The organism is Ruegeria sp. CF2 (assembly GCF_056537385.1).
Window position 1 is genome coordinate 399,325 of the sequence record NZ_JBQFRL010000002.1, and the last position, 14,263, is coordinate 413,587.

14 protein-coding genes are annotated in these 14,263 nt (G+C 62.5%); 8 read left to right on the plus strand and 6 right to left on the minus strand.

The window, feature by feature from the left end; genetic code table 11:
• Positions 1-149 precede the first annotated feature (149 nt).
• The 4 genes from ACR0IR_RS12980 to ACR0IR_RS12995 all read left to right on the plus strand — a co-directional run bounded on the left by ACR0IR_RS12980 (position 150) and on the right by ACR0IR_RS12995 (position 4,084).
• Complete coding sequence (locus ACR0IR_RS12980) at positions 150-614, plus strand: hypothetical protein (protein ID WP_170364227.1); 465 nt, start codon at positions 150-152, stop codon at positions 612-614.
• Positions 615-725: 111 nt separating this feature from the next.
• A complete protein-coding gene (locus ACR0IR_RS12985; protein ID WP_170364228.1) occupies positions 726-1,343 on the plus strand; it encodes a ribonuclease HII in 618 nt (205 codons plus the stop codon).
• Positions 1,344-1,449: 106 nt separating this feature from the next.
• Positions 1,450-2,553 carry a site-specific DNA-methyltransferase gene (locus ACR0IR_RS12990; protein ID WP_170341272.1) on the plus strand — a complete coding sequence of 368 codons (1,104 nt, stop codon included), beginning with the start codon at positions 1,450-1,452 and terminating at the stop codon, positions 2,551-2,553.
• A gap of 145 nt (positions 2,554-2,698) precedes the next feature.
• Positions 2,699-4,084: an adenylate/guanylate cyclase domain-containing protein gene (locus ACR0IR_RS12995; protein ID WP_170364229.1), complete on the plus strand. Its 1,386-nt coding sequence runs from the start codon at positions 2,699-2,701 to the stop codon at positions 4,082-4,084.
• 6 nt (positions 4,085-4,090) lie between these two features.
• Here ACR0IR_RS12995 and ACR0IR_RS13000 read toward each other — a convergent pair whose 3' ends face one another.
• Together ACR0IR_RS13000 and mutY are read right to left on the minus strand one after the other, a co-directional pair.
• Entirely contained in the window at positions 4,091-5,227 is a 1,137-nt protein-coding gene (locus tag ACR0IR_RS13000) for an alkane 1-monooxygenase (RefSeq protein ID WP_170364230.1), read from the minus strand.
• 23 nt (positions 5,228-5,250) lie between these two features.
• Positions 5,251-6,342 carry an A/G-specific adenine glycosylase gene (gene mutY, locus ACR0IR_RS13005; protein ID WP_170364231.1) on the minus strand — a complete coding sequence of 364 codons (1,092 nt, stop codon included), beginning with the start codon at positions 6,340-6,342 and terminating at the stop codon, positions 5,251-5,253.
• Positions 6,343-6,423: 81 nt separating this feature from the next.
• Here mutY and ACR0IR_RS13010 point away from each other — a divergent pair, with 81 nt between their 5' ends.
• From ACR0IR_RS13010 to ACR0IR_RS13020, 3 genes are read left to right on the plus strand one after another with little or no spacing between them, the layout of a single operon-like run.
• A complete protein-coding gene (locus ACR0IR_RS13010; RefSeq protein ID WP_170342209.1) occupies positions 6,424-6,930 on the plus strand; it encodes a DUF721 domain-containing protein in 507 nt (168 codons plus the stop codon).
• Between the two features lie 13 nt (positions 6,931-6,943).
• Positions 6,944-7,609 (plus strand): DsbA family protein, encoded by a 666-nt coding sequence (locus tag ACR0IR_RS13015; RefSeq protein WP_170360782.1) that lies wholly within the window; start codon positions 6,944-6,946, stop codon positions 7,607-7,609.
• Entirely contained in the window at positions 7,609-8,721 is a 1,113-nt protein-coding gene (locus ACR0IR_RS13020; RefSeq protein WP_170364232.1) for a CaiB/BaiF CoA transferase family protein, read from the plus strand. Before ACR0IR_RS13015 ends, ACR0IR_RS13020 begins: the two co-directional genes overlap by 1 nt.
• Here ACR0IR_RS13020 and lpxK read toward each other — a convergent pair.
• Genes lpxK through ACR0IR_RS13040 form a run of 4 tightly spaced genes read right to left on the minus strand, consistent with a single transcriptional unit; the run spans position 8,718 to position 13,068 of the window.
• The gene (lpxK, locus tag ACR0IR_RS13025) at positions 8,718-9,716 is read right to left on the minus strand and encodes a tetraacyldisaccharide 4'-kinase (RefSeq protein WP_170364233.1); all 999 of its coding nucleotides are present in this window, start codon (positions 9,714-9,716) and stop codon (positions 8,718-8,720) included. The genes ACR0IR_RS13020 and lpxK overlap by 4 nt on opposite strands.
• Complete coding sequence (locus tag ACR0IR_RS13030; protein ID WP_170364234.1) at positions 9,703-10,938, minus strand: 3-deoxy-D-manno-octulosonic acid transferase; 1,236 nt, start codon at positions 10,936-10,938, stop codon at positions 9,703-9,705. Before ACR0IR_RS13030 ends, lpxK begins: the two co-directional genes overlap by 14 nt.
• On the minus strand, positions 10,935-11,735 hold the full coding sequence (locus tag ACR0IR_RS13035; protein WP_170364235.1) for a 3'(2'),5'-bisphosphate nucleotidase CysQ: 801 nt from the start codon (positions 11,733-11,735) through the stop codon (positions 10,935-10,937). Before ACR0IR_RS13035 ends, ACR0IR_RS13030 begins: the two co-directional genes overlap by 4 nt.
• Entirely contained in the window at positions 11,722-13,068 is a 1,347-nt protein-coding gene (locus tag ACR0IR_RS13040) for a TldD/PmbA family protein (protein WP_170364236.1), read from the minus strand. The genes ACR0IR_RS13035 and ACR0IR_RS13040 overlap by 14 nt, the downstream gene beginning before the upstream one ends.
• 351 nt (positions 13,069-13,419) lie before the next feature.
• On the opposite strand from ACR0IR_RS13040, the gene ACR0IR_RS13045 reads away from it, so the two are divergent.
• On the plus strand, positions 13,420-14,205 hold the full coding sequence (locus ACR0IR_RS13045) for a hypothetical protein (protein WP_480779124.1): 786 nt from the start codon (positions 13,420-13,422) through the stop codon (positions 14,203-14,205).
• The last annotated feature ends 58 nt before the right edge of the window (positions 14,206-14,263 follow it).

Here is a 14,263-nt window from a genome sequence, read left to right on the forward strand (position 1 = left end):
CGATATTCAATATCTCAAAGGGTTTGCGGCGATGATATCGGATAACACCGGGCCGTTATTGCTTGTCTGTCGGCGGGTGGCCGAAAGCTGTTGCATCAGTTTCGCGGTTAGCCAGTGGCGCCGCGTCCAGCTTTGAAAGGACACTTGTCATGCACCGGAAGTTCATCGCCCTCGTCGTCGCCACCGCAGTCGCCATCACCGGCGTTTCCGCATCCCAGGCCAAGGCGGCCGACGCCCATGACATTCTGGGCGGGTTGGCGGCCATTGCCATCATCGGCGCGGCCGTCAATCACTATAACAAGGAAAAGCGCAAAGAGCGTGTCACCCGGCAGAACAACTATGTCTACCAGCCGCAAAACGTTCGGCCCGATCATATCCGCCCGCTGCCCCGGCGTGTCGCCCGCTATGACCTGCCGCAGCGTTGCCTGAAGACCTACAACGGCTATTCGAAGAAACGTCCTTTGCTGGGTCCGAATTGCCTCGAGAAACACTACAAACATGCCAATAGCCTGCCACAACAGTGCAAAGTGGGGTTCTGGGACGGCAAGAAGGTGAAGCGGGCCTACGAACCCGCCTGTCTGCGCCAGAAAGGATACCGCGTGGTTTACCAGTAATCGGTTTCGAGCAGGAGCAGCGCCGCAGAAGCGCTGTGCGGGAAGGGGGCGGCCTAGGTCGCCTCCTTCTTTTTTGTTGCGGTTCGGGCCAAAAAACGGTTTGCCGAGGGGATGACGACTCCGACGTTTGAAATGGAACAGGCGCTGATTGCGCAGGGCTATCCCCGAATAGCAGGTGTAGACGAGGTGGGCCGCGGCCCGTTGGCCGGTCCGGTCGTGGCGGCCGCGGCCATTCTGAACCCGCAAGACATCCCCGACGGTTTGAATGACTCCAAGAAGCTGACGGCGCGAAGGCGGCGTACCCTTGACGAAGATCTGCGCGCCCGGGCCGAGTTTGCCATTGCCGAGGCGTCGGTTGAGGAAATTGATGACCTCAATATCTTGTATGCCTCTCATCTGGCGATGGAGCGCGCCGTCGCCGCCCTGCATCCTGCGCCGGACTACCTGTTGATCGACGGCAATCTGATCCCCAAAGGGCTGACCCTGCCGGCGCAGGCTGTGGTCAAGGGGGATGCGAAGTCAGTCTCGATCGCGGCGGCGTCGATCCTTGCAAAGAATTGGCGCGATCAACTGATGGTGGATTTGGCGCAACAGCATCCGGGCTACGGCTGGGAAACCAATGCGGGCTATCCGTCCAAACAACACCGCGACGCGCTGCAAAATCTTGGGGTAACCCCACACCATAGACGTTCATTCAAGCCCGTCCACAATATCTTGTATCAAGAGTAAATCGTAACCCCCTGATTCAAAAAAGAATTTGACGCCGAATCCGGTTTGACTCATCCTAGTCTCAACCAAATGAGCGCAAAAGCGCCGTGGAACTTGAGGCAGAGACATGACAACTACCAAGACAAAGGGCGCATCCGCGCTCCCTTTAAACACGATTCTATCTGGCGACTGCATCGAGGTGATGAACAGTCTTCCCGAGGCGTCGGTCGACCTGATTTTTGCGGATCCGCCGTATAATTTGCAGCTGAAAGGACAGTTGCATCGCCCGGACAACAGCCAGGTGGATGCGGTCGATGATCATTGGGACCAGTTCTCGAGCTTTGCCGCCTATGACCAGTTTACCCGCGAGTGGCTGAAGGCCGCGCATCGCCTGCTCAAGCCCAATGGGGCGATCTGGGTGATCGGCTCGTATCACAACATCTTCCGCGTGGGCTCGGCCCTGCAGGATGCGGGCTATTGGATCCTGAACGACGTGATCTGGCGCAAGTCGAACCCGATGCCGAATTTCCGCGGCAAGCGGTTCACCAACGCGCATGAGACGATGATCTGGGCCAGCAAGCGGGAAGGCGCGAAATACACCTTCAACTATGAGGCGCTGAAGGCCTTGAATGAAGGCGTGCAGATGCGCAGCGACTGGGTGCTGCCGATCTGCACGGGCCACGAGCGCCTGAAAGATGAAAATGGTGACAAAGCGCACCCGACGCAGAAGCCCGAGTCGCTGTTGCACAGGGTTCTGGTTGGTTCGACCAATCCGGGCGACGTGGTGCTTGACCCGTTCTTCGGCACCGGAACCACCGGCGCGGTGGCCAAGATGCTGGGCCGCGAGTTCATCGGGATCGAGCGTGAGGACAGCTATCGCAAGGTGGCCGAAAAGCGCATCGCCAAGGTGCGCAAGTTCGACCGTGACGCGCTGGAGGTCAGCGCCAGCAAACGCGCCGAGCCGCGCGTGCCTTTCGGCCAGCTGGTCGAACGCGGCATGCTGCGCCCGGGCGAAGAGCTGTATTCGATGAACCAGCGGCACAAGGCCAAGGTGCGGGCCGACGGCACGCTGGTGGGCGACAACATCAAGGGCTCGATCCATCAGGTGGGCGCGCATCTGGAAAACGCGCCGTCCTGCAATGGCTGGACATACTGGTGCTTCAAGCGCGACGGAAAAACCGTTCCGATCGACGTGCTGCGCCAGCAGATCCGGGCCGAACTGCACAACTGATCACACCAATACCGCCGGTGCCTGTGGCCTGACACATGGTACCAAGCCTTGCCCCGCCGAACCCGGCGGGGTCTTTTGTTTTTGGCCCCGTGATGTTTGGATGGTGCGACCCCATATCCCGCTACATAGCGAGGGAGCATCAGAAATGTCTGATACCACGGCCAGCCAATCCCGGTTTCAGCGGTTTTTCGTGACCACGCCGGACAAATTCAATTTGGACAACAAATACACCGAAGCCGCGCTGGAACGGCACAAGCGCGAGGGGCTGGAACTGGCCGTCCGCGCCCGCTGGATCGCCATGGCGTTGACCGGTGTCCTGCTGGTGTTTCTGAATCCGAACTGGGATGTGATGTGGTATCATTTCATCCTGCTGCTGCTCTGCGGCAACGGCTGGCTGATCCGGCGCGCTGGCCGTGTGGGCCAATCCCGGATCGAGCTTCTGCTGATTTTCGCCGATCTGCTGATCATGACGCTGGGCATGGTCGTTCCCAACCCGTTCAGCGACGATGTGCGCCCGCTGGCGATGCAGTACCGGTTCGACAATTTCCAGTATTTCTTCATCATCCTGGCCGCAGGTACGCTGGCCTATTCCTGGCGCACGGTGATCGCCATGGGCAGCTGGACGGCCCTGATGTGGACGGCGGGCTGGATCGTCGCCTGGTGGGTGGCCACGCCCATCTCAGGGCTCAGCGAAAAGGTTGCCGCCGCGTTGCAGGGCTATCCGGCCGTGGCTGAATTGTTGGACCCCAACAGCTTCATGGTTCCGATGCGTGTGCAAGAGGTGATCGTGTTCATGATGGTCGCGGTTACGCTGGGCGTGTCGATGCGGCGGCTCAATCGCCTGTTGATCTCGAATGCCGGGCTGGAACGGGAACGCGCCAACCTGTCGCGATACTTCTCGCCCAACGTGGTCGAGGAACTGAGCCAGAACGACGAGCCGCTCAAGCAGGTGCGCAAGGAAAACATCGCGGTTCTGTTCATCGACATCGTCGGCTTCACGAAATTCGCTGCCGGCCGCGACCCGTATGAAGTGATCGAGGTGTTGCGGGGCTTCCATGCGCGAATGGAGGCCGAGGTGTTCCATCACCACGGAACCTTGGACAAGTATCTGGGCGACGGGCTGATGGCCACGTTCGGCACGCCGGTTCCAACTCCGCTGGACGCGGTCAACGCCCTGTCCTGCGCGCGGTCAATGGCTGACATCATCGACCGTTGGAATCTGGAACGCCGACGGGCAGGCGAGCAGGAGATTCAGGTTGGCATCGGTGTTCACTACGGTCCGGTCGTTCTGGGCGACATCGGGGCCAACCGGCTGGAATTCGCGGTGATCGGAGACGCGGTCAATCTGGCTGCCAAGCTTGAAGCAATGACGCGAAAGATGGGTGCGCGGATTGTCATCAGCGACGCGCTGCGCGAAAAGGCCCTAAGCGAAGCGTCGACGGCTGCCGATCTGATGAACGGGTTCCAGCGCCACGATGCACAGGCGGTTGGCGGCGTCGAGCGGCCGGTCGATATCTGGGCGCTTCGTTGACCGCTCTCAGGACCGTGGCATCGGAAGCATTGCCTTGTTGTACGGCTTCCAGTCCGTGATCTCGGGGTAGTACTGTCGCCGCCAAGCCCGCACCCGCGGGTTCATCACACGCCGCCACAGCGGCGGGACCATCGCCGCGATCGTCATCACCGGATAGCCATAGGGCAGTTGCGGGGCCGCTTCGGCAGGGTGGTTCTGCAGCAGCGGAAACCGCCGGTTGGGCTTGTAATGGTGGTCCGAGTGGCGTTGCAGATTGATCAGCAGCCAGTTCGAGGCCTTGTGCGCGGCGTTCCACGAATGGCGCGGCCGGACGTGCTCGTATTTGCCGTCGCCCAGGTATTTGCGCGTCAGGCCGTAATGTTCGACATAGTTGACCAGCTCCAGCTGCCAGATCGCGGTGCCCGCCTGAACCAGGAACAGCCCCAGCCCCGCCCATCCGCCGAGCAGCAGCGCCAGCGCCAGCATCAGCCCCTGCAGCGCCCAATACCGCCAGAACGGGTTTGCCCGGTCCGTCCAGTTCAGCCCCTTGCGCGCCAGCTTGGCCTTTTCGGCCTGAAACGCGGACACCAGGCACTGGCGCAGGACGCGCGGATAAAAGCGGTGGAACCCTTCGTTGTAGCGCGCGGTCACCGGGTCGCGCGGCGTGCCCACATAACGGTGATGCACCAGCAAGTGTTCGGACCGGAAATGCGAATACAGAACCATCGCCAGCAGGATGTCGCCCAGCCACCGCTCCAGCCGGCCCTTCTGGTGCATCAGTTCGTGGCTGTAGTTGATGCCGATCGTGCCCGAGATCACGCCCATCCCGAAGAACAGCCCGATCTTTTCCAGTGATGACAGATGTTCGGCGCGGGTGGCGTACCAGATCAGGCCATAGAGCGTGAAAAACTGGACCGGAACCCAGGCCTTGGTCAGCAGGACGTACCAGCGCAGCGCGTCCTCGGGCGTTTCGGGGTCGGCGTTTTCAAGGTTCAGCCCGGTCAGGCCGTCCAGCGCCGCAAACAACCACCAGGTGGACAGCGGCACCAGCAGCACCCACCAGCCACCGGCGAAAGCAGTGAACCACAGGATCGGGATCAATATGAACGAAACCCAGAAAGGAAGGGCTGATTGCCAGCGCGACAGGGTATCAGTCGAGATCATGGTCAGGCTCCGAAACTCTGCCGTCAGGATAATCCTGCCCGATCCATTTTCCCAGATGCAGAACTGCCGCGCCACAGATCATGCGCCTTGCGCATCACGGTCGGAAGGTCGCCGGGGCGAAAGGCATGTTTGGGCATCACCAGCAACCCCTCGGGGCTCACCTCTGCGGGTACGGCGGTGGTCCAGACGCGCAGGATCAGGTGGAAATGGGTAAAGGTATGGCGCACCTCGGCGGGCAGCAGGGTCCAATCGGCCGGAAAGGGCGGCGCCTCGGCCGCGTCCTCGGACCAGTCCGAGCCCGGAAAGCCCAGCATCCCGCCCAACAGCCCCGTTTCCGGGCGGCGCTCCAACAGGATTGCGCCATCGGCGCGCTGCGCGATGTAGACGTGGCCAAGCCGGGTGGGCTTCGGTGCCTTGGGCGTCTTGCGCGGCAACTCTGCCTGGGTTCCGGCAGCGCGGGCCTGGCACGGGTCTCGCAGGGGGCAGATGCCACAGGCCGGAGATTTCGGCGTACAGATCGTGGCCCCCAGATCCATCACCGCCTGGGCATAATCGCCGGGGCGTTCCTCCGGGGTCAGCGCGGCGGCTTTCGCCTTCAGCAGAGGTTTCGATTTCGGCAACGGGTCGTGGATGTCATGCAGCCGGGCCATGACCCGCTCGACATTTCCGTCCAGCACGGTTTCCGGCCGGTCAAAGGCGATGGCCGCGATGGCCGCGGCGGTGTAAGGGCCGATGCCGGGCAGCTTCAGCAGCGCATCATGGCTGTCTGGAAAGCGCCCGTCGTGCTGGTCCACCACCGCGCGGGCGCATTTCAGCAGGTTGCGGGCGCGGGCGTAATAACCCAGCCCGGCCCATTCCGCCATCACCTGGTCATCGGGCGCAGCGGCCAGCGCCCGGACATCCGGCCAACGCGCGGTGAAGCGCAGGAAATAACCCTGCACGGCGGCCACTGTGGTCTGCTGCAACATCACCTCGGACAGCCACACGCGATAGGGGTCGGGTTGCACGCCTGCCGCCCTGTCGGCGGGGCTGACCCGCCACGGCAGGTCGCGGGCATGGCGGTCGTACCAGGCAAGCAGGCTGCGGCTCAGGTCGAAAGTGGCGATGTCACGCAAGTTTTATCCATTTCTCTGTCGGGTTTCGCTGGCGCCCGGATGCACGCCCATTACAATAGCGGCGCAGGAGCTGGAAACCAGATGCAACCAAGACGGTCCACCACCCGCGGGTTCAAACGCACCGCGTCCTTGCTGAGCGATCGGATCCGCAAAGCCGGTGAAAGCCGCGGCTTTGCCGTGTCGCGCCTGTTGACCCATTGGGCCGATATCGTGGGCCCCGACATCGCCGCCATCGCCCGACCGGTCAAGGTGGGCTATGGAAAGGGTGGGTTCGGCGCCACATTGACCGTGCTGACCACCGGACCTCAGGCCCCGATGCTCGAGATGCAGAAGGACCGTCTGCGCGACAAGGTGAATGCCGTCTATGGCTACAGTGCCATCAGCCGCATCCGCATCACCCAGACCGCTCCCACAGGATTTGCCGAGGGGCAGGCCAGTTTCGAGCATCGGCCGAAACAGGCGAAACCCACCATCGCACCGGAAATCGTTGCCGAGGCAGACAAAGTGACGCGCGAGGTTCACGACCAAGACTTGCGTGCTGCCCTTGAACGACTGGGCCGGAACGTTCTATCCAAACAAAAACGCTGAGAAAGGGCTGAGTATGAGCCGTATTGCAACCGTAATCTGCGCGGCCGTGGCGCTGGCCGCAGGCGGCTATTGGCTGACCCAATCGCCAAGCACCGTGCCTGTGCCACAACTGGTCGGCAGCGCCGAAGCGCAAAACGCCGATCTGGACACCTCGACCATTGTCGAAATGGTGCAGGGGGCCGAGGATGCGCCGGTCGAGATCATCGAATACGCGTCCTATACCTGCCCGCACTGCGCGAACTTCCATCAGGGGCCTTACAAGCAGCTCAAGAAGGAATACATCGACACCGGCAAGGTCAAATTCATCTACCGCGAGGTCTATTTCGACCGCTACGGTATCTGGGCGTCGATGGTGGCGCGCTGCGGTGGCCCCGAAAAGTTCTTTGGCATCACCGACCTGATCTATCAGGGCCAGTCCGAATGGACACGCGCCGGCGGCCCGGCCGAGATCGTGGAAGAACTGCGCAAGATCGGCCGTCTGGCCGGGCTGAGCAACGATCAGCTGGAAGCCTGCCTGCAGGACGGCACCAAGGCGCAGACCCTCGTCGCCTGGTATCAGAAAAACGCCGAGAAAGACGGTATCCAGGCCACCCCGTCCTTTGTCGTCAACGGCAAGAAGGTCGACAACCAGTCCTATGACGAGTTCAAGGCGCTGATCGAAAAGGAACTGGGCAACTGATGACCGGGCCTCTGGCCGGTCTCAAGGTTGTCGAACTGGCGCGCATTCTGGCTGGCCCCTGGGCCGGCCAGACCTTTGCCGATCTGGGCGCCGAGGTCATCAAGGTGGAATCCCCGGCCGGCGACGACACCCGCGCCTGGGGTCCGCCCTTCGTGACCCGCGATCAGGATGTCTCGGCGGCCTATTACCATTCGACCAATCGCGGCAAGGCGTCTGTGATCGCCGATTTCTCGACCCCCGAAGGGCAGCAGAAGGTGCGCGCGCTGGTCGCTGACGCCGATGTGGTGATCGAGAATTTCAAGGTCGGCGGGCTGAAGAAATACGGGCTGGACTTTGACAACCTCAGCCAGTTGAACCCGCGCCTCGTCTATTGCTCGATCACCGGGTTTGGGCAGACCGGGCCTTATGCGCACCGGGCCGGGTATGATTTCATCATCCAGGGCATGTCGGGGCTGATGTCCGTGACCGGAGAGCCCGACGGCCAACCGCAGAAGGCAGGTGTGGCGATCACCGACGTGTTCACCGGCATTTATGCGGTGGCCGGGGTTCTGGCCGCCCTGCACCAGCGCCAGCGCACCGGGCGCGGGCAGCATGTGGACATGGCCTTGCTGGACGTGGCCGTGGCGGTCACGGCAAACCAGGCGCTGAACTATCTGACCACCGGCGAGGTGCCGCAGCGCATGGGCAATGCACATGTGAACCTGGCGCCCTACCAGGTGTTCGACTGTGCCGACGGTCACATCATCATCGCCACCGGCAATGATCGGCAATATCAGCGCCTGTGCCAGGTATTGAACCTGCCCGACATGGCCGAGGCGCCCGAATATCTGCACAACAAGGACAGGTTGGCCAATCGCCGCACCCTGATCGCCCGGCTGAACGGGGCCACGGCGACTTGGGCCAAGGCCGACCTGCTGGCCGCCTGTGAGGCGCAAGGCATCCCCGCCGGGCCGATCAACACGCTGGACGAGGTCATGGCCGATCCGCAGGTGATCGCGCGCGGCATGCAGATCGACCTGGACGGTGTGCCGGGGATTCGCGCGCCGTTCGTCTTTTCGGATGCCGATCTGAACCTGTCGCGCCCCGCCCCGAAACTGGGCGAAGACGACTAGGGCGGCGGCGCGGCCGTCAGCAGCCGCTGACGCAAGTCGTCGGCCTGATCCACCTGCAGGCGCACCGGCAGGGTGATGACCTTGCTGCGGAAGGCGGGCGGCAGGCGAACCGCGTCTTTTTCGGTGGTGACCATCTGCGCACCCAGCAACCGCGCCTCGTTCTCCAGCCGGGTCATCAGGGCCGGCGTCAGCGGCTGGTGATCGTCCAGCGCCTCGGCCCGCAGCAGCCGCGCGCCCTGTTGGCGCAAGGTCTGAAAGAACTTCTCGGGGTGGCCGATACCGGCAAAGGCCAGAACCGGAGTCTCGCTCCAGTCCATCCCGGTTTGCAGCGCCGTCACCTGACCGGTTGCGTGCGGAACGCCCAGCTTGTCGCCCCATAGCTGCGCGAACCGCTCCTGCGCGGCCAAGTCACCCAGCGACAATACCAGGTCGGCCCGTTGCAACCCGACATCGACCGGCTCGCGCAGCGGTCCGGCCGGCAGACACATGCCGTTGCCAAAGCCGCGGGCCGCATCCACAACGACGATCGAGAATGTCTTGGCCACCGAGGGGTTCTGGAACCCGTCGTCCAGCACGATCACGGTAGCGCCGTTCTCGACGGCGGCGCGGGCGCCGGCGGCACGATCCTTGGCGACCCAGACCTCGGCGAAGGCCGCCAGCAACAATGGCTCGTCTCCGACCTGCGCCGCCGTGTGTCGGACCGGGTCGACCCGAACCGGCCCCTCAAGCGATCCGCCATGGCCGCGGGTGACCACATGCGGCGTGTGATACGCGTCACGCAACTGTTCCAGAACCCATATTGCCGTCGGCGTTTTTCCAGTGCCGCCAGCATTCAGGTTGCCGACGCAGATCACGGGTACACCCGGATCAACCCCGGGCCCCGACGCCACCCGCCGCGCCGTTGCCCGCGCATAGACGCGGCCAAGCGGCGCCAGCAGCCTCGCGCGAAGGCCGGGGTGATCCGGCGCGTTGTTCCAGAATTCAGGCGCCCTCATGTTCCGCTCCGTGCTGGTCCAGATGTTCCTGTACCATGTCGATCAGAGTATCCACCTGGGGCGCGCTCTCGGTCACCAGTTGCCAACCGGCAAGGGCCATGTTCGCGGCCAAGTCCGGGGCCAGCAATTCAACGACAGCGTCGCCCAATTCGGTGGCGGTGCGAATCTCTCGAGCGGCTCCCACACGATCAAGCGCGTCATACAGGGCCTTGTGGCCGCTCACGTCCGGTCCATGGATCAGGGCCGAGCCCAAGGCTGCGGCCGCGATTGGGTCATGCCCGCCTATTCCCGACTCGAGCGTGCTGCCCATGAACGTCACCGGAGAGACGCGATACCAAAGGCCAAGGGCCTCGGGGTCTGACGCAAGGATGACCTGGGTCATGTCTTCGATCATGTCCCCATCTTCCCAGTTGGCACAGCGCAGGTCCATCGTTTCCAGCCTTTTGCGCAGGGGCGCCGCCTCGGACATGTCCGCGACATGCAGGATCAGGGCCAGCCTCGGCAGCATCCGCATGGCCTGCCGATGTGCGCTGAGAACCGAGATGAATTCCTTGGCGTCGACCCACGCCGCCAGCCAGACCGGCCGCCCTGCCAACGCATGGTTCGTCTCGATCAGTTCGTCCTCGGGCCAGGGGCGAAGGGTGGGGCTGATACTGAGCGGCGGAAACAGCGCCACCTTCGAAGCGGGGACGCCCAGACGTCGGATTTGCCGGGCTGCATCCTCGGACGTGACGTGGATCGCACGGAAGCAGTCAAAGGTATAGCGGTTGATGTCCGGCAGCCATTTCCCGACAAAGGCAATACGAACGTCGTTCTCGCCTTCAAGCAGGACCATGGGTATACCGCGTTCGGCCGCGCGGGTGATCACGTTGGGCATCAGGCCGCCGCCGACCCACAGCCCCATGTCGGGCTGCCAGTGCTCCAGAAATCCACGCGCCGCGCCGGTTTTTTCGTCAGGCAGCGGAACCAATTCCATGTCGCAACCTGCCCAGTGTGTCAGGTCAGCGTCAGGCGGGACGGTCAACAGAATCGACAGCCCTGGCCGGGACTGCTGCAGCCGCTTGCAAAAGTCGTTCACCGCCCGCAGGCGCTGTTCGTTGGCAACATGAATCCAAAGCAACTCACCCGCGGGGCGAGGCGGCGTGTTGTGTCCAGTGGGCTTGGGAACACCCCAGGACAACGCGCGATAGGCCGCCAGGCTGAGGGATCGCGGTTTGCTCATGCCCGGTGCCCCTGAATTGGCTGATCCAGTCGGCCCATCAGCACCTTATGCAATTCGGACCCGGCGCCAACAACACCGTTCAGCCGTGGGTTGGGGTTGTTGAACCGCAACGGACGCCCAGTACGGTCAGTACAGGTGCCGCCTGCTTCGCGCAGGATCAGATCCCCGGCCGCGATGTCCCATTCCCAGCTTGGGCGCAAGGTCAGCATCCCGTCGAACCTGCCCTGTGCGACCAGCGCCATACGGTAGGCCAGCGACGGGCGATAGGCCCGACGGAAGATCGGCGCGACCCCGCTCTGCCAATGATCCGCTTTCAGGTTCGGTTTTGCGGCCAGAACCTCGGCTTCGGCCTCTGTGGCCGCCGCGGTCACCCGGATCGGCTGACCGTTCAGGGTTGCCCCCTGTCCCCGCGCGGCAGCAAACAGCATGTCGCGCATCGGCAGGTAGATCACGCCGGCGATGACCTGTCCGCGATCGGCGATCGCCAAGGAATGCGCCCAGGTCCGCGACCCTTCGGCAAAGCTGCGGGTGCCGTCGATCGGGTCGATGATGAACACCCGGTCACGGGTCAACCGATCCTGATTGTCCTCGGTCTCCTCGCTCAGCCAGCCATATCCGGGCCGCGCGCTGGGCAGGCGTTGTTCCAACATCGCGTTGACGGCCAGATCAGCCTCGGTCACCGGCCCGGCGCCCTTGGGTTTGTCCCAGCTCTGCATCTCGCGGCCCGCATAGGCGACGGCAATCCGGCCGGCCTCGCGTGCAGCGTCGATCAGCAGGGACAGGTCAGTTTCCGGCAAGTGTCATCCCTTCGATCAGAAGCGAGGGCACGACCCGGGACAGATAGGTGCGCGCGTCGTTGGCCGGGATGATCCGCATCAGCATGTCCCGCAGGTTTCCGGCAATGGTGCATTCGTTGACCGGGTGCGAGATCTCTCCGTTTTCGACCCAGAAACCCGACGCACCGCGTGAGTAATCGCCGGTATTGGGGTTGATGGTGGACCCTATCATCGAGGTCACCAGCAATCCCGTTCCCATGTCGCGCAGCAGGTCGTCCCGGCTGGACTCGCCCTGGGTCAGGCTCAGGTTCCAGTTGCTGGGAGATGGAGGGCCGGACACGCCACGGGCGGCGTTCCCGGTGGAATTCATGCCCAGTTTGCGCGCGCTTGAAAGATCCAGGGTCCATCCGGTCAGCACGCCGTTTTTGACGATCATCCGGCGCGCGGTCGGCAATCCTTCGGCATCAAACGGGCGCGATCCCGCAATCCTCGGGCGATGGGGGTCCTCGATCAGCGACAGATGTGCAGGCAGCACCTGCTGGCCCAGGCTGTCCTTGAGCCAGGAGGCACCGCGGGCCACCGCCGCGCCGTTGCTGGCCGCCAGAAGATGCCCGATCAAAGAGGACGAGATCCGCTCGTCGAACAATACCGGGAAGCGCCCTGTTTCCGGCTTTCGGGCACCCACTCGCTGCACGGCACGCTCGCCGGCGATCCGGCCGATCTCGTCGGGGCTGCGCAGGTCGGACTGAAAGCTGCGGCTGTCTCCGTCATAGTCGCGTTCCATCCCGGTGCCTTCGCCCGAGATCGCCACGCATGAAACCGAGCGGCTGCTGCGCGCATAGCCACCGGAAAATCCATTTGTCGCGGACAAATGAACCCGGTGGGTGCCATAGGATGCCGCCGCATCAGACACCTGGGTAACGCCTTCCACCGCTAGGGCCGCAGCCTCGGCGGTCAGCGCGTCCTGCATCAGTGCGTCTGCTGAAGGTTCGGGCGTGGGGTCAAAAAGCTCCAAGGAGTCCACGGAAAAACCGCTGGCCAGTTGTTCCGGATCTGCCAGACCGGCGAACGGATCCTCGGGCGCTTCGCGCGCCATGGCCACGGCCCGTTCGGCCATGGCTGCAAGCGTTTCGGGACGACTGTCTGAACCTGATACAATGGCCTGCTGCTTGCCGATGAAAACACGCAACCCAACGTCGGTGCTTTCGGCGCGTTCGGCGTGCTCCAAAGCGCCTCCACGCACCTCGACCGAGACCGAGGATCCGTCGATCACGATCGTGTCGGCCGCTTCGGCTCCGGCCTTGCGGGCCAGGTCCAGCATTTCGTGGCTGATTGCTTCGGGTGATCGGGTCATGGTGCCTCCAATTGATTGTATTGGACCTAGCCTTGGTCAACCCGCCTCGCAAGCCCTTGGGTGTATCCAATGCGTCACGGATGGTGTTGGCACGTTGGGAAATCGGGGTCTACGGAAATAGATCCCGCTGGGAAGGGCCGCAGCTGCAGGGTAAGCTGACTGCAGAGAATGACCGGTCGCCCGGCGGCACTGAAATTTGAGGTATGAGGTTTGGCGCGCTTCTTTGTGGTTGAGTTTGACGAACCCGGCGTCCTGGCCAAGGGCAAAGGGTCCCGCAACATCATCGTACGCCTGACCCGGGTGATGAGTAAGCTGGGCGTTCCCTCCGAGGTTTTGCCCTTTGCCGAATTGATGGCACGCGGTGCGATCGACGACCCGCAGAGTTACGTTCTTCTTCACTACAACGAGCTGTTTGTCGTTCAGAACGAAAAAGTTGACTGGCTGCGTGCGCGGGAATCTGAAATCGAGGCACTGGGCCACAGGATTTTGCACTCGGTCGAACATGGCCGCGTCGTCGGGCACAAGATCCGTCAGAACAAGGTTCTGACAGCGGCAGGGGTTCCAATGCTCCGGCTTATCGAGACTGGGTCTTCGTTCGAAACTGCGTTCTCGAACGAAGTTTCGAACGCTCATGTTCCGGTTCAGCTTGTCGGGAATGCCGCAGAGTTGGACACGGATCGTTACAACACCGAGTATGTCGATTGTCGTCACGAGTATGAAGGTGAGATGTGGCACGTCTGCATTCGTGCGCAAGCGGTGGGCGAACAGGTTCTGTTTTCTTGGGTTAGAGCGGGGCCGCAGCCAAACGTTCGAACTCGTGGTACACCCCTCGACGCCAAGCTCTTGAACCATTTCCATTCCAAGCTGGTTGTTCCGAACACCGATCAGATCAGGGAAATTGCGAGCGCGGTAAAAAAGGCGGTCGGTGTCGGTTTCTTTGCGCATGACATTTTACCATGCGCAAAGACGGGCCGACTTTTTCTGTGCGAAACTAATTACAAATTCTACGAGGGCTTCTATCGTTTCTACATGAAACCGATTGCAAAAGACCTGCCCAATCAGGCCTTTTTTGATGGGCGAAAAGTTACACGGCGGATGGCCCGGGCTTTGGTGCAGGAACTTGATTTGAAGACCTGAAAAGCCCGAGATTGCATAGGACCAAAGAAAAAGGGCGCGGAACACCGCGCCCTTGGTC

Coding starts and splice junctions, on each gene's coding strand:
- ACR0IR_RS13020 (WP_170364232.1), top strand. CDS start 7,609: ATGACCGGGCCTCTGGCCGGTCTCAAGGTTGTCGAACTGGCGCGCATT.
- ACR0IR_RS12985 (WP_170364228.1), top strand. CDS start 726: ATGACGACTCCGACGTTTGAAATGGAACAGGCGCTGATTGCGCAGGGC.
- ACR0IR_RS12990 (WP_170341272.1), top strand. CDS start 1,450: ATGACAACTACCAAGACAAAGGGCGCATCCGCGCTCCCTTTAAACACG.
- ACR0IR_RS13015 (WP_170360782.1), top strand. CDS start 6,944: ATGAGCCGTATTGCAACCGTAATCTGCGCGGCCGTGGCGCTGGCCGCA.
- lpxK (WP_170364233.1), bottom strand. CDS start 9,716: ATGAGGGCGCCTGAATTCTGGAACAACGCGCCGGATCACCCCGGCCTT.
- ACR0IR_RS13010 (WP_170342209.1), top strand. CDS start 6,424: ATGCAACCAAGACGGTCCACCACCCGCGGGTTCAAACGCACCGCGTCC.
- ACR0IR_RS12980 (WP_170364227.1), top strand. CDS start 150: ATGCACCGGAAGTTCATCGCCCTCGTCGTCGCCACCGCAGTCGCCATC.
- ACR0IR_RS13045 (WP_480779124.1), top strand. CDS start 13,420: ATGGCACGCGGTGCGATCGACGACCCGCAGAGTTACGTTCTTCTTCAC.
- ACR0IR_RS13040 (WP_170364236.1), bottom strand. CDS start 13,068: ATGACCCGATCACCCGAAGCAATCAGCCACGAAATGCTGGACCTGGCC.
- ACR0IR_RS13030 (WP_170364234.1), bottom strand. CDS start 10,938: ATGAGCAAACCGCGATCCCTCAGCCTGGCGGCCTATCGCGCGTTGTCC.
- ACR0IR_RS13000 (WP_170364230.1), bottom strand. CDS start 5,227: ATGATCTCGACTGATACCCTGTCGCGCTGGCAATCAGCCCTTCCTTTC.
- ACR0IR_RS12995 (WP_170364229.1), top strand. CDS start 2,699: ATGTCTGATACCACGGCCAGCCAATCCCGGTTTCAGCGGTTTTTCGTG.